This is a genomic window from Rhodococcus sp. WAY2 (genome assembly GCF_009859915.1).
GTDB lineage: Bacteria > Actinomycetota > Actinomycetes > Mycobacteriales > Mycobacteriaceae > Rhodococcus_F > Rhodococcus_F oxybenzonivorans.
The window spans coordinates 5,833,831-5,850,548 of sequence record NZ_CP046572.1; the positions used below are offsets into that span (position 1 = coordinate 5,833,831).

A 16,718-nucleotide genomic window follows, 5' to 3' on the forward strand; every position below is an offset into this window, starting at 1 on the left:
TAGGCTTACTCCTCGTGGAGACGAGCAGGACGACCGCGACCCGCACCGGTGTCGCCCTCGCGTACCGCGACAGCGGAGTGCGCAGTGGCCCGGCCGCTGATCTCGTGCCCGTGGTTCTCGTGCACGGAATGGGCGGTGACGGCGGAACGTGGGATCGGTTCATGCGGGCGCTGGTCTCCCGCGGGCGCCGGGTCGTCGTGCTCGACCTACGCGGACACGGTCGCAGTGCCCGCGCTGCGTCGTACCTATTCGAAGAGTTCGGTTCCGATGTGGTGGAAGTGTGCGACAACCTGGGCCTGTCGCAGGTCGATCTCGTCGGTCATTCGCTCGGCGGTCATGCCGCCTCACTCGCCGCCCAGACCCGCCCCGAGCTGGTGCGGCGGTTGGTCATCGAGGAGGCCCCACTTCCGCTGCGGCCCGGTGACCCGGAGCAGGTCTTCTCGAACAGGCTGCCGTCCCTGCCGGAGCTGTGGCATGCGACGACGAGCCTGATCCGGCACCCGCGGGCCGTGTTCGCCTTCGACCGGTCGATGACACGCTCGGCGCTCGAGCAGTTCCGCCGACCGGACCCGTTGTGGTGGGACCAGCTGCCACGGATCGAGGCGGACACACTGATCCTGCGCGGCGGTCCCGGCGGGATGGTGGATGCCCGTCGACTCGAATCCGCAGTCGCCGCGATACCGAGGTGCCGGGTGGTGGTTTTCCCCGGGGGACACAGCATTCACCGTGATCGGTACGACGAGTTCGAGGCGGCGGCGATGCCGTTCCTGATGGAGTCCGAGCCGAACTGAGCGTGCGCTGTTCACCGTCGGCCGGATTCAGACAAAAGTCCGCAAATGTAAACCCGCAGCGGCCTGGGCAGGACTAGCGTGGAGTAGAAGCGGGGGCTCGGACCCGGCTGCACAGGTATTTGTACATCGGGAAGAAGGCACGAGATGTCGACGATCACACCCGGACGACCGTACGCACCCGGCAGGGAGGGGTTCAGTTCGCTCCGCTCCGGCGGCCTGAACTGGGACGCTTTTCCGTTGCGACTGTTCACCAAGGGGAATGCCAAGTTCTGGAATCCCGTCGAGCTCGATTTCAGCCGGGATGCGCAGGACTGGGAGGAGTTGAACAGCGAGCAGCAGCGGAGCGCGACGTACCTGTGCGCGCAGTTCATCGCCGGTGAGGAGGCGGTCACCGAGGACATTCAGCCCTTCATGAAGGCGATGGCCGCAGAGGGCCGGTTCGGTGACGAGATGTACCTGACTCAGTTCTGTTTCGAAGAGGCCAAGCACACGCAGGTGTTCCGGTTGTGGATGGACGCGGTCGGGCTCACGCAGGACTTGCATCCGTTCGTCGCCGACAATCCGTACTACCGCCAATTGTTCTACGAGGAGCTTCCCGGATCTCTGGGCGTTCTCGAGACGGATCCGAGCCCCGCCAACCAGATTCGCGCCAGCGTCACCTATAACCACGTCATTGAGGGCAGTCTTGCGCTGACTGGGTACTACGCGTGGCAGAAGGTGTGCGCGACCCGCGGGATACTTCCCGGCATGCAGGATCTCGTCAAGCGGATCGGCGACGACGAACGTCGTCACATGGCCTGGGGAACCTTCACCTGCCGACGGCATGTCGCGGCCGACGACAACAACTGGAATGTGGTGCAGGAGCGGATGGCGGAGCTGATGCCGATGGCACTGGGCATGATCGATTGGGTCAACGCACAATTCGAGGTTCAGCCGTTCGGGCTCGACAACGACGAGTTCCTGGCCTACGCCGCGGACCGTGCGCAGCGTCGCCTCTCGGCGATCGAGTCGGCACGCGGCCGGCCGGTCGAGGAAATCGACCTCGACTACTCCCCGGAGGTGCTCGAGGAGCGGTTCGGCGAGGAGGACGCCAAGGCGCTGACCGAGGCAGCAGGCTGAGCGGACTCGGACGAAGCGACGATCAACCGTCGGGCATCCATGGCAGGATCTGGCCATGGCGCTCACCTCGCTCGACCGCAAACTCCTCGGCTGGTCTGCCGCGTTCGTGATCTCACAGGCGAATATCGCCCGATTGCTCGGTCCTGCTGCCCCCCGGGTGGCCGAGATTCAGACGGCGCGATCCGCCCGGGACTACACCGCGATCCTCGACGGCATGGACGCCACCGAGACCGCGCGATATCGGAGTCATTACTACCCCGACTTCATCCATCCCGCCATCTACGCCGTCGCTCTGCGTACGGGTGCGCGACGGCTGGCGGAGTTGACGCCGTTGTCGCCCACCACGCGCAAGATGCTGGCGGCTGCGCCGGTCGTAGCCGCGGCCGGTGACTACGTCGAAAATGTCGTCGGCCTGCATTTGCTGACACATCGGGAGCACATCACCGATGCCACCGTCCGCGCCACCTCCGCGGTCAGCATCACCAAGTGGGTGCTGGCCCTCGGCTCGCTTGTGTATCTGTCGCAGGGTTTCGTGCGGGTGTGGGCACGGGGCCGATAGATTCCGGCGCATGGGTGCAGCAGAGTTGCCGGTCGAGTACTTCGCCGGGCAGATCGAATTCCGCCAGTGGCTCGCGGTTCATCACGCCACCTCACCCGGAATCTGGCTGAAGATGGCGAAGAAGGGATCGGCCCACTCGTCGATCACCTACGACCAGGCACTCGAGGTGGCGTTGTGTTACGGCTGGATCGACAGCCAAGTCCGCCGGGTCGACGAAGATTTCTATGTCCAACGGTTCACCCCACGATCGGCGCGCAGTCCGTGGTCGAAACGCAACCGCGAATATGCCGAGAAACTGGAAGCCGCCGGGGCCCTCGAGGCTGCCGGTGCGGCGGAAGTGGAGAAGGCCAGAGCCGACGGGCGGTGGGACCGTGCCTATGCCGGACAGAAGGCGGCTGAAATCCCGGAGGACTTCCTTGCCGCCCTCGCGCAGAATCCGGAGGCCGAGGCGTTCTTTGCGACGCTGAACAGCCACAACCGCTACGCGGTCATTTACCGGTTGCAGGACGCGAAACGTCCGGAGACGCGTGCCCGGCGCATCGAGAAGTTCGTTCAGCAGTTGTCGGAACGGCGCAAGTTCCACGACTGAGCGAAAAATCGGCCTGACACAATGGCCTCGTGAACGACACGATCACCACTACCGCCTGCTCCGCGCTGTCCGCCGTCGACGAACCCCTGCCGGGAACGGCTGCGCACGTCACGGGCTGGGTGTGTCTCGAACACCCGGGTGCGTGGGGCCGGGACGTGGTGGACGGCACCGCGCTGGGCAGCGAACTCGCCGGGGAACTCGACGCCCGTGCGAAGGCGGCCGGAGTACGGTTCATGTTCATCCGTCGGCCGGGACGAAGCACGACCGATCCGGCGAGGCGCACAGTTCTCCTTGCACACTCGCACCCCGCGTCGGCCTGGTGTGAACGCCTGGACATCGGCAGTCCAGCCGACCTCCTCGACCTCGACCTCGGTGCGGTCGCTGGTCCGGCTCCGCGGTGGGGGGAGCCGGTCGCGGAGCCGGTGGTGCTGGTGTGCGCGCACGGTAAACGGGATCAGTGCTGTGCCGTCCTGGGGCGGCCGATCGCCGCCCGGCTGTCCACAGAGTTCGGCGCCACCGTGTGGGAATGCTCGCACATGGGAGGACACCGGTTCGCGCCGTCGATGATTCTGCTGCCCACCGGATATACGTACGGCCGGCTCTCTGCGGAACAGAGCGTCGAGGCGGTGCGCGCCGCCGCCCGGGACGAGGTGTACGCGCAGGGACTGCGGGGACGAAGCTGCTGGGACGAGCGGGGCCAGGTTGCCGAACTCGCGGTCCGGGAGCTGGTGACCGCGGGCCCGAACGAGCTGGTGGTGGACGGGGCGTCGGTGGTCACCCACATCGACGGACGCCGGTGGTCCGTCGATGTCGAGGAGCGGGAACTCGCGCCCAGGCCGCCGAGTTGCGGAGCCGCACCGAAACCGGTTCGTCCCGTCGTCGCCACCGGGGTACGCCCGCTGGCCTGACCGAGTGCGCTCACCAATGGGCGCCGGGTACCAGCCTTCCGACCTTGCGGGCGGCGCGTCCCCACGGTGTCGACCTGTGCGCGCGTACCCCGTCGGTTCGTGGAGGTCCGGGTGTCCTCTCGGTGACGCTCTGTCCCTTGGCCGCCGGCGAGTCGGGGAACATGCGATACATCTGATGCATCACCCTGTCTTTGACGGCAGGCGCGAACATACTGCCGAGTTCGCCGAGAGTGCCGCTGGGGACATCGATGCGCTTCGGCCGCTCGACCAGGGCCCGGACCACCATGGCCGCCGCCTTCTCCGGTGAGGTGATGGGTCCGACGTTGTAGTTGCCGGTCGGTGCGATCATCGGCGTCTCGACGAGTGGCATGTGGATGGTGGTGTACGTGATGCCGTCCGACAGTGTTTCAGCGGCCGCGACATCGGTGAACCCGTCGAGCGCCGCCTTGCTGGCGACGTAGGCGGCGAATCGCGGTGTTGCCCCCTGGACCCCGGCGCTGCTGATGTTGACGATGTGCCCGAACCGGCGTTCACGCATCTGCGGAAGGAACGCGAGGACGAGTCGAACGGCACCGAAGTAGTTGACGGCCATCGTGCGTTCGAAGTCGTGGAACCGCTCGGTCGAGCGGTAGAGGCCCCGCCGGATCGACCGGCCGGCATTGTTGACCAGCATGTCCACGTGACCGTGCTCGGTGAGGATCGCGGCGACCGTGCGTTCGACCGACGTCTCGTCGGTGATGTCGCACGGATATCCGAACGCCGCACCGCCCGCCGCGCGGATCTCCGCGACCACGGCCTCGAGTTCCTCGGTACGTCTCGCGAGGAGAAGAACTTTCGCGCCCTTGCGGGCCACGGCGATCGCCGCGCTGCGACCGATCCCGGAGGAGGCCCCGGTGATGACGACGTGCCGTCCCACGAGCGGTCCGCCGGGGTGGGAGCGGCGGGCCCGATGGGGATCGAGATGGTTCTGCCAGTAGGTCCACAGCGCCTTCGTGTAGGAGGCGAAGGGCGGAACCTCGATTCCCGTACCCTGCAGAGCCTTTCGCGTTTCTTCGTTGACGAAGACGGTAGGCAGCGTCAGGTTCGCCACGAGCACGGGCGGGATGCCGAGCCCGTCGAGGAACAACTTGCGGCCCGTGTCGAGAGTCGAGTCCGGGGTGGGTGCCAGAAAGGGGCGGACCAGCCCGCCGGGCAGGCTCGCCGCCGGGCGCGGGGCACCGGCGGCCTTGGCGAGCCCCGCGTAGATTTCGCGGACCGGCTGCGGGCGCGGATTGACCAAGTGGAACACCTGACCGTCGCGGTCCGGTGTCGACATCAGCTCCACGATTGCCGCCGCCACATAATCCACGGGAACTACGTTGGTCGATCCGATGTCGGGGACGGCCACCGGGAGTGCGGCCGGGAGCTTGGCGAGAGTCGAGATGGCGGGGAACAGGTAGTATGGTCCGTCGATCTTGTCCATCTCACCGGTGACCGAACTGCCGACCACCACGGCCGGGCGGTAGATCCGCCAGCGCAGTCCCTCGCTGTCGCGAACGATCTTCTCCGCCTCGAACTTGGTGCGGTGGTAGGGCGTCGGAAAACGCTGTCCCCGGTCGAAATCCGACTCGGCGAAGCTGCCCGCGTAATCGCCCGCGACGGCAATCGACGACACGTGATGAAGGGTTGCGCCCAGCTCTGTCGCGAGGGCGGCCACCGCGCGCGTGCCGTCGACATTGGTCGACGCCTGCTCGTCGCCGACGGTGAGGTCGTAGATCGCGCCGAGGTGCAAAACGTGCTGGGCCGCCGGCACCGCGGCGAGGCCGAGGCCGGGCTCGGTCAGGTCGCCGATCAGCGGATGCACACGATCGCCGCCGAGCATGCTTTCGGTGAGGGCGTCGAGTTTGGTGAGCGAGGAGGGGCGGACGAGGACGTGTATCTCTGCTGTGTCATCGCGGTCGAGGATCAGAGGCAGGACGTGTCGACCCAGAAATCCGGTTCCGCCCGTGACGAGGTAGGTGGCCATTCCCCGAACTTACTCCGAAGTAAGATGATGCACTAGTGACGGATTCCGACCTTGGAATGGACCTTCGTCATCCACGCCGGAGCCCACCAGTTGGCCGGACCCATCAGCTTCACCAGCGACGGCACGAGCAACATGCGCACCACGGTGGCGTCCACGAGCAGCGCCACGATCATGCCCACTCCGAGGAACCGCATGATCGACAGGCCGGACACGGTAAATGCTCCGGTGACCACGACGAGCAGCAGAGCGGCCGCGGTCACGATCCGCCCCGTGCGCTCCGTTCCGAAGCGCACCGCTTCCTCCGTGGTCGCCCCCGCCGCGTGCGCCTCCACCATCCGTGACATCAGGAACACCTCGTAGTCGGTGGACAAGCCGAACACGACCGCGAGGATCAGGACGACGAACGTCGCCTCGAGCGGTGCCGGACTGACCCCGAGTAGGCTCGCGCCGTGACCGAGCTGGAAGATCCAGGTCAGGACGCCGAAGGTGGCGGCCAGGCTCAGTCCCGCCATGGCCACCGCCTTGAGCGGCAGGACCACCGAGCCGAACGCCAGGAACAGCAGCACCAGCGTCGACAGCACCATGATCGCCACCATCGCGGGCAACCAGCGGACGATCGCCGCGTTGCTGTCGTCGACGGTGGCCTGTCCACCGCCGACGAGGAGTTCGGTCCCTTCCGGTACTGCGATGTCGCGCAGGGCCGCGACCGCACCACTCTGGTCGTCGCTGTCGACGCCCTCCGCATATACCGCCTGGACGGCGACCAGTTCACCGTTCGACGCCACGACAGTGGCCGCACCGATGCCCTCCACCTGTCCGGCCTGTTCGGCGACGGCGGCACCGTCCGCGGCAGTCGGTCTGCTGCCGTCCGTGCCTCGCAGAATCAGGGTGGCTCCGTTGCCAGTCGTCGGGAACTCCTGGGTGAGTGTGTCGGTGGCGATGCGCGCAGGGTCGTCCGCGGGCAGCGCGGTGTACGTGACCTCTCCGAGGGAGGCGCTGAGCAGGGGAGCTGCCAGAACGAGAAGTCCGGCGACGATTCCGACGGCGATAGCGGCCGGCCTGCGCATCACCCACGTGACGACGGACCCCCAGAACGTGCGGGCCCTCGCCTCGCTGCGCTGGGCTGCGTCCTTGCGCCAGCTCCCTGCGTTGATGCGGGGGCCGAGGATCGCGAGGAGAGCGGGGACGGCGGTCAGCGACAGCAGCGCCGCACTCGCGACCGCGGCCATGGCACCGAATCCCAGCGATGCGATGACGTCCTGGGGAAACACGAGCATGCCCGAGAAGGCGCACACCAGCAGCAGTCCGGAGAACAGAACGGTGCGGCCGGCCGTGAGCACGGTGCGCCGGGTGGCCTCGGCAGTGTCGGCGCCCGACTCCAGTTCTTCACGGAAACGTCCGACGACGAAAAGCCCGTAGTCGATGGCCAACCCGAGACCGAGCAGAGAGGCGACATTGATCGCGAAGGAGTTGACGTCGGTGAACAGGGTGAGCACCCGAAGGGTGGCCAGCGCGCTGAAGATGGAGAGCAGTCCGACGAAGACGGGTACGGCCGCGGCGACCACGCCGCCGAAGAGGAAGACCAGCAGGACCAGTGTGATGGGAAGCGCAATCGCCTCCGCCAGCACCAGATCCTGCTGGAGCCGGTTGTTGAAAGCCACACCCACCACCGAGTTGCCGGCGAACTCGGTGTCGATGCCCTCGACCTCGAGCTTGGGGAGCAGACCGTCGAAGGCGGCCACCGTGATTCCGGCTTCGGGGTCGACGGTGACCGCGGCCGACGCCTTGGTGCCGTCCTCCGACACCATCCGCTGCTTCGTCGTGGTGTCCGCGGTCCAGTATGAGGTGATCTTGTGCGTGGGAACCTCGGCGGCGAACCGCTCGAGATCGGCGGTCACCTCGGGACCGATGTCGTCGAGTGTTCTCCCTTCGGGCGCGGTGTAGACGACGATGATGTCCGCGGTCTGCGGACCCAGGTTGGCCTCGACGATCCTCGCCACTTCAGCGGACTCGCTGCCCGGGTCGGTGTAGCCGCCCGAGCCCAGTTTCGCGAACACCCCCGTACCCCAGACGCCGCTCACCAGTACGGCGGCCACGGCAAGCACCAGAATCCACCATCGCCGGGAAACAACGGTCGAGGCCCAACGTGTCATGCGTCATCTCCGGGTCGTGGTCGGCATTGTGCGACTGCCGACTGTAGTGCGCGTGCGGCGGTGAGCGGCGGTGGTGTGATCCGGCTCCCGCGCCATGATGCATACTCGGATGTGCACGTGCAGCCACACACATGGGGGAAGCCGGTCCGAATCCGGCGCTGACCCGCAACGGTGGGCCATCGGAGTATTTCCGGTGGCGAGCCCGATTACCCGGTGTGTGGTGTGCGACATCCATTCGTCGTGGTCTACGAAGCGGAGTCCCGCAGGCGCACCGCGACTCCGGTCGTGGAGTGACCTGCACGACTTTCATTCGTGGCTCTGAGCCGCAATGAGGTTTACATGCACCGTCCGTTGTTCCGAAGGTCCGGATTGCTCACCGCCGCCGTGGCAGTGCTGCTCGCTGCCGCCTGCTCGCGTGGGGAACCTGGCCCGGGCACTACTTCCGCCGAGTCGTTCACCGCCGCGGTGACGATCACCAACTGTTCGCTCGCGCAGAGCTTCGATGCACCACCCCAGCGCATCGTCAGCATGAACGATCATGTCACCGAGGTTCTGATCGAGATGGGTGTCGGCGACCGTATCGTCGGCACCGGGTACGGCGACGCCACCCCGCTACCCCCATTCGCCGAGGAATTCGCGAAGATCCCGCATCGGTCGAAGGAGTATCCGACGCGAGAGCAGTTGCTCGACCTCGAGCCAGACCTGGTGGTGGGGGGAATGCGGAGCGCATTCGACGAGAAGGAGGGGCGTTCACGAGAGTTCCTCGCCGAGCACGGCATTCCCACGTTCCTGTTCTCCGAGTACTGCGGGCAGGGCTTCCCCGACATCGCCCTGATGCGGGACGACTTCACGCAGCTGGGCGAAATCCTCGCAGTTCCAGACGGGGCGCGTGCGATCAGCGACCGAGTGACGTCCGGATTGCAGTCCGTGCGCGCGACACTTGCGGGCAGTACCGCCGTCCCGGTGTTCTTCTACGATTCCGGCGAGGACGTCCCGCTGACTGTCGGCGGTGTCGGAATCGGTCAGCTCATCGCGGACCATGCGGGTGCCGCGAACATCTTCTCCGACGGGCAGAAACCGTTTTCGACGGCCACCTGGGAGATTGTCGGAGAACGCAGTCCCGAGGTGATCGTCGTCCTCGACTACGGCGCGACGAGTGCGCAACACAAGATCGACTTCCTGACTGCACACCCGATCATGTCGGCGACCCCTGCCGTAAAGGCAGGCCGCTTCGTCGTCGTACCGCTCGACGACTTCTTCGAGAGCCCCCGCCTGGTGCGGTCGGTCGAGACCATCGCGCGCGCCGTCCATCCGGGCGCCTTCTCCGCGCGATGACGGCGCTCACCGAACGGACCGAGGTGCGCCCATCCTCGCGGTCAGCTCGTTCCCCTCTCGGATTTGCCGGGCTGATCGTACTTCTGGTGCTGACCACGCTGTTCGTGATCGGGCTCGCCGTGTCGTTCGGTTCGGTGCGCATACCGGTGGGTGACGTCTGGGCCATCGTGGTGAACCGGATGCTGCCCGGTGTGTTCGACGCCTGGTGGTCGCAGGCACGGGAATCCATCGTCGTCGGTTCTCGTCTGCCGCGGGCATTGACCGCGGCGACGGTGGGCGCCGCGCTGGCACTGTCCGGTGCGGTGGCGCAGCTCGTGACCCGCAATCCGCTGGCCGACCCATACCTGCTCGGCGTGTCCTCGGGTGCCGGTTTCGGTGTCGTGATCGTTACGGTGCTCGGGTTCGGCGCTGGAATGCTCGGGGTCTTCACCGTTCCCGTGGCGGCGTTCGTCGGCGCGATGGTGCCGTTGTTCCTGTCGCTGGCAATCGGCGGACGGTATCCGCAACCCACTGCGATCATCCTCGTCGGTGTCGCGCTGGCACAGGTCTTCTCGGCACTGATCACCTTCTCGCTTCTCGTGCTCGCCGACGAACGACAACTCGGTTCGGTGATGCATTGGCTCGCAGGCGGATTCGGTGACGCGCGCTGGTCGACGATGATCTTTCCCGTATCGGCGCTCGCGACGGTCGGCACTGCCATGCTGTGGAGTGCCCGCCGGATCGACGTACTGCAGACCGGGGACGACGGAGCGACCGTGCTCGGCATGAACGTGCCCCGCTTCCGGATCGTCCACCTGCTGGGAGTGTCACTACTGGCCGGCGCTGCAGTCTCGGTCGCAGGGGGTATCGGCTTCATCGGCCTCCTCGTGCCACACCTGGCCGGCTACGTCGTCGGTATCCGCGCCGCCCGGTTGCTACCGGTCGCCGCGCTGCTCGGTGCGATCGCCATGGTGGGAGCCGACACCGCGGCACGGTCGATCTCATCGAGCCTCGAGGTGCCGGTCGGTGTGGTCACTGCGCTCGTCGGCGCCCCGCTGTTCGTGTGGATGCTGCAGCGCCGGTACCGACGGGCCGAACGATGAGCGGGCTGGGCGTGCAAGGACTCCGGGCCAAACTCGGCTCACGCGACGTGCTGCACGGGGTCGACTTCGCTGTCCGGCCCGGCGAGATGCTCGGTCTGGTAGGGCCCAACGGGTCCGGCAAGACGACGGCGCTACGCTGCTGCTACCGCGCGGTGTCCGCCACCGCGGGCGCCGTCGTCGTCGGCGGGGTGAACGTTGCCGACCTGGCGCGGCGACAACTCGCCCGCACGGTCGGGGCGGTTCCGCAGGAGCCGCAGTCGTCGGCGGGGGTGACGGTGCGCGAGTCGGTGTCGCTGGGCCGGATTCCCCACCAGGGTTGGTTCGAGCGCGACAGCGCCGCCGACCGCGAGATCGTCGACAGGTGCCTGCAGCAGGTGGGGTTGGCGGAACTCGCGGGGCGCGACGTGCAGGCGCTCTCGGGAGGTGAGCGTCAACGGGTGGCGATCGCGCGGGCGCTCACGCAGCAACCGCGCGTCCTGCTCCTCGACGAACCCACTAATCACCTCGACCTTCGTCATCAGCTCATCCTGATGGAATTGCTGCGCGATCTCGCCGCCGGCGGACTCGCACTCGTGGTGACCATGCACGATCTCAGGTTGGCGGTGCAGTACTGCGACACGCTGGCGGTGATGCAGCATGGACGGGTGATCACCGCCGGCCCACCTCCCGACGTCCTCGACGACACGGTGCTGGGCGAGGTGTTCGGAATCCGCGCCGTTGTGCGGTCGGGGCCGAGGCGGTCGATGGACATTCTGGGGTTGGCCGATGGATGAGCACCTGGCTCAGACGTACGCGCTGACCGCCCGTCGGGTTCCGCTGCTGGCCACCTGGACGGCGCTTCCCGACGGCCGCTCGTTTCCGGCAGCAGACATGGCAGACGCCGAGTGGATTGCCCACCGGCTTACGGACACCGCGCGCCGGTGGGGCAGTGGGAATTCCCGGGTCAACGGCACCCTGTGGTGGTATTCGGCCAGTTCCACCCTGACCGGGATCCCGATCGCGACGGCCCTCGTCGCCGGTGTCGCTGCCTGCCCTCGATTGGAGGGCGCCCGGGCGTTCCTGACCGCCGATGGATACCTCGGCGGTCTGACGGCATCATCGGTGCTGCCGGTGGCGGATCTGGCGTCGGAACTCGCCGGAACGTTGACCGTTCTCATCGACGCACTGGCCGAGGCGTCCGGGGTGCGGCGGGCAGTGTTGTGGGCGATCACCACCGATTCGATCGCCAACCGCGCGCTCGACGCCGGCGACGGCATCGGTGATCGTGTGAGAGGGAGCATGTTCGCCCGGCAGCTCGTCGACGCCATGCGTGCCGACGGGACGGTACTGCCCCGGCCGCGGTTCGTCGACGTGCATGCCGGTGCGGTGACCCGCCGGTTCACGCAGCGGGCGTCGTGTTGCCTGATCTACGAGACCCCCGGGTCGGCCAAGTGTGTGAGCTGCCCGCGGAGGCCGGCCGAGGATCGTCTGAGTGGTCTGGCCGCGCTCGTGACCTGACTCCGGTGGCCCGCGTTGACCTGCCCGCGAGTGTGATGGCACACTGAGAGTGTTCGAACGCGCGTTCGAATGATGCGTCTTCCCCAGTGGCATCTTCCATGGTTTCGGCACGGCATGTGCGCGGCATGAAGAGGTGTAGTAGTGGGTTGGGGCAACGGTCCGCCGTCGTGGTCGGAGATGGAGCGGGTCCTGTCGGGCAGGCCCGGACGCGTCGACCCGCAGTCGCTGTATCCGGGCGACGGCAGCGACAGTCCGGCGTGGTCACGCAAGCGGGGAGAGTATCGGGCAGGCGAGCAGATACGTGCCGGCTCCACCGTCCCCTACGCCGAACTGCACGCGCATTCGGCGTTCAGCTTCCTCGACGGTGCCTCCCCGCCGGAGGAATTGGTGGAAGAGGCGGTCCGACTGGGTCTCGAGGCCATCGCGCTCACCGATCACGACGGGTTCTACGGTGTGGTCCGGTTCGCGGAGGCGGCGAAGGAATTGAACATGCGCACGGTGTTCGGTTCCGAGCTCACCGTGGGCGACGCCCATCTTCTGGTGCTCGCACGAGGGCAGGAGGGGTATCGCCGTCTGTCCCGGGAGATCGCGGCAGCGCACCTGGCAGGAGGAGAGAAAGGCAAAGTCCTCTACGACATGGACCGGCTCGCCGATGCGGCGGGAGGTCATTGGCAGATCCTGACCGGTTGCCGCAAGGGGCACGTGCGTCAGGCTTTGGCCCACGGCGGTCCGGACGCGGCGGCCCGCCGGTTGCGCGAGCTGATCGACCGGTTCGGGGCCGAGCGGGTCACGGTGGAACTCACACACCACGGCATTCCGGAGGACGGTGAACGCAACGACTGCCTCGCCGAACTCGCGCAGCAGCACGGACTGGGTGTAATAGCCACCACTGCAGCACATTTCGCGGCCCCCCCGCGCCGGCGGCTGGCGATGGCGATGGCCGCGGTCCGGGGTCGCCGCAGCCTCGACGACGCGGCCGGACAGCTACCTCCGACGGGCGGATCCCACCTGCGTTCCGGCGAGGAGATGGCCCATCTCTTCGCCGCGTACCCGGAAGCGGTCAGCGGTGCGGCGAAACTCGGGCTGGAATGCGCCTTCGACCTCCGGCTCATCGCACCGCAGCTACCACCCTTCGACGTGCCCGACGGCCACACCGAGGCCAGTTGGTTGCGTCAGCTCACGATGGAAGGGGCGCGCCGCCGTTACGGTGCACCGGAGGACCACCCGCAGGCGTACCGGCAGATCGAGCACGAGCTCGACACCATCACGACGTTGAACTTTCCTGGCTACTTCCTGGTGGTCCACGACATCGTGTCGTTCTGCAAGAACAACGACATCCTCTGTCAGGGAAGGGGTTCGGCGGCCAACTCGGCGGTCTGCTACGCCATCGGCATCACCAACGTCGATCCTGTGCGCAACAAATTGTTGTTCGAACGTTTTCTCTCACCCGAACGCGACGGCCCGCCGGACATCGATGTCGACATCGAATCGGACCGCCGCGAAGAGGCCATCCAGCACGTCTACGCGAAGTACGGGCGGCAGTACGCGGCGCAGGTGGCCAACGTCATCACGTACCGGGGGAAGTCCTCGGTGCGGGACATGGCACGGGCCCTGGGCTTCTCGCAGGGCCAACAGGATGCGTGGAGCAAACAGGTCGATCGCTGGGGAGGCGTCGGAAAGGGGAAGGGCACCGACATACCCCCTGCCGTGCTCGAACTGGCGGCCCAGATCGAGGGATATCCACGGCATCTCGGCATCCACTCCGGCGGCATGGTGATCTGCGATCGGCCCATCGCCGACGTGTGCCCGGTGGAGTGGGCGCGCATGGAGAACCGCAGCGTCCTGCAATGGGACAAGGACGACTGCGCGGCGGTGGGTCTGGTGAAGTTCGACATGCTGGGACTCGGCATGCTCTCCGCCCTGCACTACATGATCGATCTGGTGGCCGAGCACAAAGGGATCGAAGTGGATCTGGCGCAACTGGACCTGTCCGAAGAGGCCGTCTACGACATGTTGCAGCGGGCCGACTCGGTCGGGGTGTTCCAGGTGGAGTCGCGGGCGCAGATGGCCACCCTCCCGAGGCTGAAGCCGCGGAATTTCTACGACCTGGTGGTGGAGGTGGCTCTCATCCGGCCCGGACCCATCCAGGGTGGTTCGGTGCATCCCTACATCCGCCGTCGTAACAAGCTCGAACCGGTCACCTACGACCACCCGTCGCTGGAGAAGGCACTCGAACGCACCCTGGGTGTGCCGTTGTTTCAGGAGCAGCTGATGCAGGTAGCGGTCGATGTCGCGGGGTTCACTCCGGCCGAGGCCGACCAGCTTCGCCGGGCCATGGGGTCCAAACGCTCGACGGAGAAGATGGAACAGCTGAAGGACCGGCTCTATCAGGGCATGCGGGACGTGCACGGAATCGGTGGCGACGTGGCCGACCGGATCTATGAGAAGCTGTACGCCTTCGCCAATTTCGGTTTTCCCGAGAGTCACTCGCAGAGCTTTGCGGCGCTGGTGTTCTATTCGTCGTGGTTCAAACTGCATCACCCGGCCGCATTCTGCGCAGGTCTGCTGCGGGCACAGCCGATGGGGTTCTACTCGCCGCAGTCGCTGGTGGCCGACGCCCGACGGCACGGGGTGCGGGTGCACGGTGCCGACATCAACGCCAGCCTCGCGCACGCCACCGTCGAGGCCGGGGGCCTGGAGGTGCGGCTCGGTCTCGGGGAGGTGCGGCACATCGGTACCGCACTGGCCGAGCGCATGGTCGAAGCCCGGAACGACGGGGGTCCGTTCACCTCCTTCCTCGATCTCACGGGCCGGGTGGAACTGAACACTGCCCAGGCCGAGTCGCTCGCCACTGCAGGGGCCCTCGACAGTTTCGGTATCACCCGGCGGGAGGCGTTGTGGGCCGCGGGCGCCGCGGCAGGGGAGCGGCGTGACCGGCTTCCCGGAATGGGGGCGTCCACTCGGGCGCCGACCCTGCCGGGAATGAGTGATCTCGAACTGGCGGCAGCGGATGTGTGGGCTACCGGAGTGTCCCCGGACACCTATCCCACCCAGTTCCTTCGCCCGCAACTCGATGCGCTCGGGGTGATTCCGGCAGCCCGGTTGCTGCAGGTTCCCGACGGCGATCGGGTCCTGGTGGGCGGTGCCGTGACACACAGGCAACGCCCGGCGACTGCGGCCGGTGTCACGTTCATCAATCTCGAGGACGAGACCGGGATGGTCAATGTGGTGTGTTCGGTGGGGCTGTGGGCGAAGTACCGCAAGCTCGCGAACACTGCACCTGCGCTCCTGGTGCGGGGCAAGGTGCAAAATGCGGAGGGGGCCGTCACGGTGGTGGCGGATCGCCTGCAGTTGATGGACTTGCGGATGAAGGCCAAGTCCCGGGACTTCCGCTGAACGCGCTCGGTGATCGGGCGCGGGCGCATGTCGTCGTCGATCGTCAACCGGGCCTTCGGCACACCGCTAGCATTCGGGCATGAAGAGATACGTTCTGTCGGCCATCGTCCTCATGTCGCTGGTGCTCGCGGGGTGTGGCGGATCCGACAGCGACTCTTCCCAGCCCGCGCCGGTGCCCGGCGACAGCAGGTCGCTGGAAGCCGGGGGTGCGCTGCAGGCGCCCGCGAAGGATCAGGCACCCACCGAACGGCAGGAAATCATCACCGGCCAGGTATCGATCACTGCCGACGACCCGGTTGCGGTGGGCAGGCAGATCGTCGACAAGGTCGATGCGGTGGGTGGTCGCGTCGATCAGCTCACCGAGCAGCCCGGCTCCGAGGATCAGGATGCCAGCAGTTCCCTCACCATCCGTGTGCCCGCCGACGACCTCACCCGCACGCTGGACGATCTGCGAGAACTCGGCAAGGTCACCAGCGTCAGCGTCACCAAGAGCGATGTGACGATGCAGTCGCAGGATCTCGATGCCCGGATCGGTGCATTGACAGCGTCGGTCACCCGGCTCCAGGGGCTCATCACGTCGGCTGCGAACACCGCCGATCTGATCGAAGCGGAGAGGGCACTGTCGGAGCGGCAGGGTGAACTGGACAGCCTGACCGCGCAGAAGCGGTTGCTCAGCGATCAGATCGCACTCGCCACCCTCACGATTGACGTCACCACCACTGACACGGAAAGACCGAGCTCGGGCCCCGACAACTTCTGGGAGGGTCTCGTCGCCGGGTGGCATGCTCTGCTGTCGGCGATCAAGGGTGGCGCGGTGGTCGTCGGAGCGCTGATTCCCTGGTTCGGTTTCGTGGCCGTCATCGCACTGGTCGTCTACGGCGCGTACCGTCTGCGCCGGATGTACAACACGCCGCGCCGGCCCACGACCGGTACGGCGCCGCAGAAAGAAGAGGCGAACACAGAATGATCGAAGTCGACCTGTCGGCGTTGGACGAGGCGTTGGCGTCAGGCGCCCCCGTCATCGACGTGCGTGAAGCCGACGAGTACGCGCAAGTGAGGGTGCCGGGCGTGACCCTCATCCCGTTGAGCGAGTTCGTCTCCCGGGTCGGGGAGATACCCGACGCCGATGTGGTGTACGTGATCTGTGCGGTCGGTGGGCGCAGCCTGCAGGCCGCTGAATACCTGAACGGTCGAGGAATCAACGCGGTGTCCGTCGCCGGCGGCACCTCGGCGTGGTTGCAGTCGGGACGACCTGTCGAAACCGGTTAGCGCACGCTCGACCAG

The 16,718-nt window shown here is 66.8% G+C and carries 14 protein-coding genes and 1 riboswitch; of the genes, 12 read left to right on the plus strand and 2 right to left on the minus strand.

Features of this window, described 5'->3' with window-relative positions; all coding sequences use genetic code 11:
- Nucleotides 1-14: 14 nt before the first annotated feature.
- The 5 genes from GFS60_RS26140 (at nt 15) to GFS60_RS26160 (ending at nt 3,966) form a co-directional block, all read left to right on the plus strand.
- Nucleotides 15-791: an alpha/beta fold hydrolase gene (locus GFS60_RS26140; RefSeq protein WP_159925711.1), complete on the plus strand. Its 777-nt coding sequence runs from the start codon at nt 15-17 to the stop codon at nt 789-791.
- Nucleotides 792-935: 144 nt separating this feature from the next.
- Nucleotides 936-1,910, plus strand: coding sequence for a R2-like ligand-binding oxidase (locus GFS60_RS26145; protein ID WP_109331467.1), 975 nt, complete (start codon nt 936-938; stop codon nt 1,908-1,910).
- A gap of 55 nt (nt 1,911-1,965) precedes the next feature.
- On the plus strand, nt 1,966-2,469 hold the full coding sequence (locus GFS60_RS26150; protein ID WP_159925713.1) for a hypothetical protein: 504 nt from the start codon (nt 1,966-1,968) through the stop codon (nt 2,467-2,469).
- 10 nt (nt 2,470-2,479) lie between these two features.
- Complete coding sequence (locus GFS60_RS26155) at nt 2,480-3,058, plus strand: YdeI/OmpD-associated family protein (protein ID WP_159925715.1); 579 nt, start codon at nt 2,480-2,482, stop codon at nt 3,056-3,058.
- 29 nt (nt 3,059-3,087) lie between these two features.
- Nucleotides 3,088-3,966, plus strand: a complete 879-nt coding sequence (locus GFS60_RS26160) for a sucrase ferredoxin (RefSeq protein ID WP_159925717.1) — start codon at nt 3,088-3,090, stop codon at nt 3,964-3,966.
- A gap of 10 nt (nt 3,967-3,976) precedes the next feature.
- On the opposite strand, the gene GFS60_RS26165 is transcribed toward GFS60_RS26160, so the two are convergent.
- Together GFS60_RS26165 and GFS60_RS26170 are read right to left on the minus strand one after the other, a co-directional pair.
- A complete protein-coding gene (locus tag GFS60_RS26165) occupies nt 3,977-5,971 on the minus strand; it encodes an SDR family oxidoreductase (protein WP_159925719.1) in 1,995 nt (664 codons plus the stop codon).
- 32 nt (nt 5,972-6,003) lie between these two features.
- Nucleotides 6,004-8,124 (minus strand): MMPL family transporter, encoded by a 2,121-nt coding sequence (locus tag GFS60_RS26170; RefSeq protein WP_159925721.1) that lies wholly within the window; start codon nt 8,122-8,124, stop codon nt 6,004-6,006.
- Nucleotides 8,125-8,209: 85 nt separating this feature from the next.
- Nucleotides 8,210-8,356: riboswitch (cobalamin riboswitch) on the plus strand.
- Between the two features lie 107 nt (nt 8,357-8,463).
- Between GFS60_RS26170 and GFS60_RS26175 the strand changes: the two genes are divergently transcribed.
- The 7 genes from GFS60_RS26175 (at nt 8,464) to GFS60_RS26205 (ending at nt 16,703) form a co-directional block, all read left to right on the plus strand.
- Nucleotides 8,464-9,459: an ABC transporter substrate-binding protein gene (locus tag GFS60_RS26175; protein WP_159925723.1), complete on the plus strand. Its 996-nt coding sequence runs from the start codon at nt 8,464-8,466 to the stop codon at nt 9,457-9,459.
- Nucleotides 9,456-10,541: a FecCD family ABC transporter permease gene (locus GFS60_RS26180; protein ID WP_159925725.1), complete on the plus strand. Its 1,086-nt coding sequence runs from the start codon at nt 9,456-9,458 to the stop codon at nt 10,539-10,541. The genes GFS60_RS26175 and GFS60_RS26180 overlap by 4 nt, the downstream gene beginning before the upstream one ends.
- Nucleotides 10,538-11,314 (plus strand): ABC transporter ATP-binding protein, encoded by a 777-nt coding sequence (locus GFS60_RS26185; RefSeq protein WP_159925727.1) that lies wholly within the window; start codon nt 10,538-10,540, stop codon nt 11,312-11,314. Before GFS60_RS26180 ends, GFS60_RS26185 begins: the two co-directional genes overlap by 4 nt.
- Nucleotides 11,307-12,038, plus strand: a complete 732-nt coding sequence (locus tag GFS60_RS26190; protein ID WP_159925729.1) for a (2Fe-2S)-binding protein — start codon at nt 11,307-11,309, stop codon at nt 12,036-12,038. The genes GFS60_RS26185 and GFS60_RS26190 overlap by 8 nt, the downstream gene beginning before the upstream one ends.
- Nucleotides 12,039-12,179: 141 nt before the next feature.
- Nucleotides 12,180-15,434, plus strand: coding sequence for an error-prone DNA polymerase (locus GFS60_RS26195; RefSeq protein WP_159925731.1), 3,255 nt, complete (start codon nt 12,180-12,182; stop codon nt 15,432-15,434).
- Between the two features lie 79 nt (nt 15,435-15,513).
- Nucleotides 15,514-16,401 (plus strand): DUF4349 domain-containing protein, encoded by an 888-nt coding sequence (locus GFS60_RS26200; protein WP_159925733.1) that lies wholly within the window; start codon nt 15,514-15,516, stop codon nt 16,399-16,401.
- The gene (locus GFS60_RS26205) at nt 16,398-16,703 is read left to right on the plus strand and encodes a rhodanese-like domain-containing protein (protein ID WP_159925735.1); all 306 of its coding nucleotides are present in this window, start codon (nt 16,398-16,400) and stop codon (nt 16,701-16,703) included. Before GFS60_RS26200 ends, GFS60_RS26205 begins: the two co-directional genes overlap by 4 nt.
- Nucleotides 16,704-16,718: the final 15 nt, after the last annotated feature.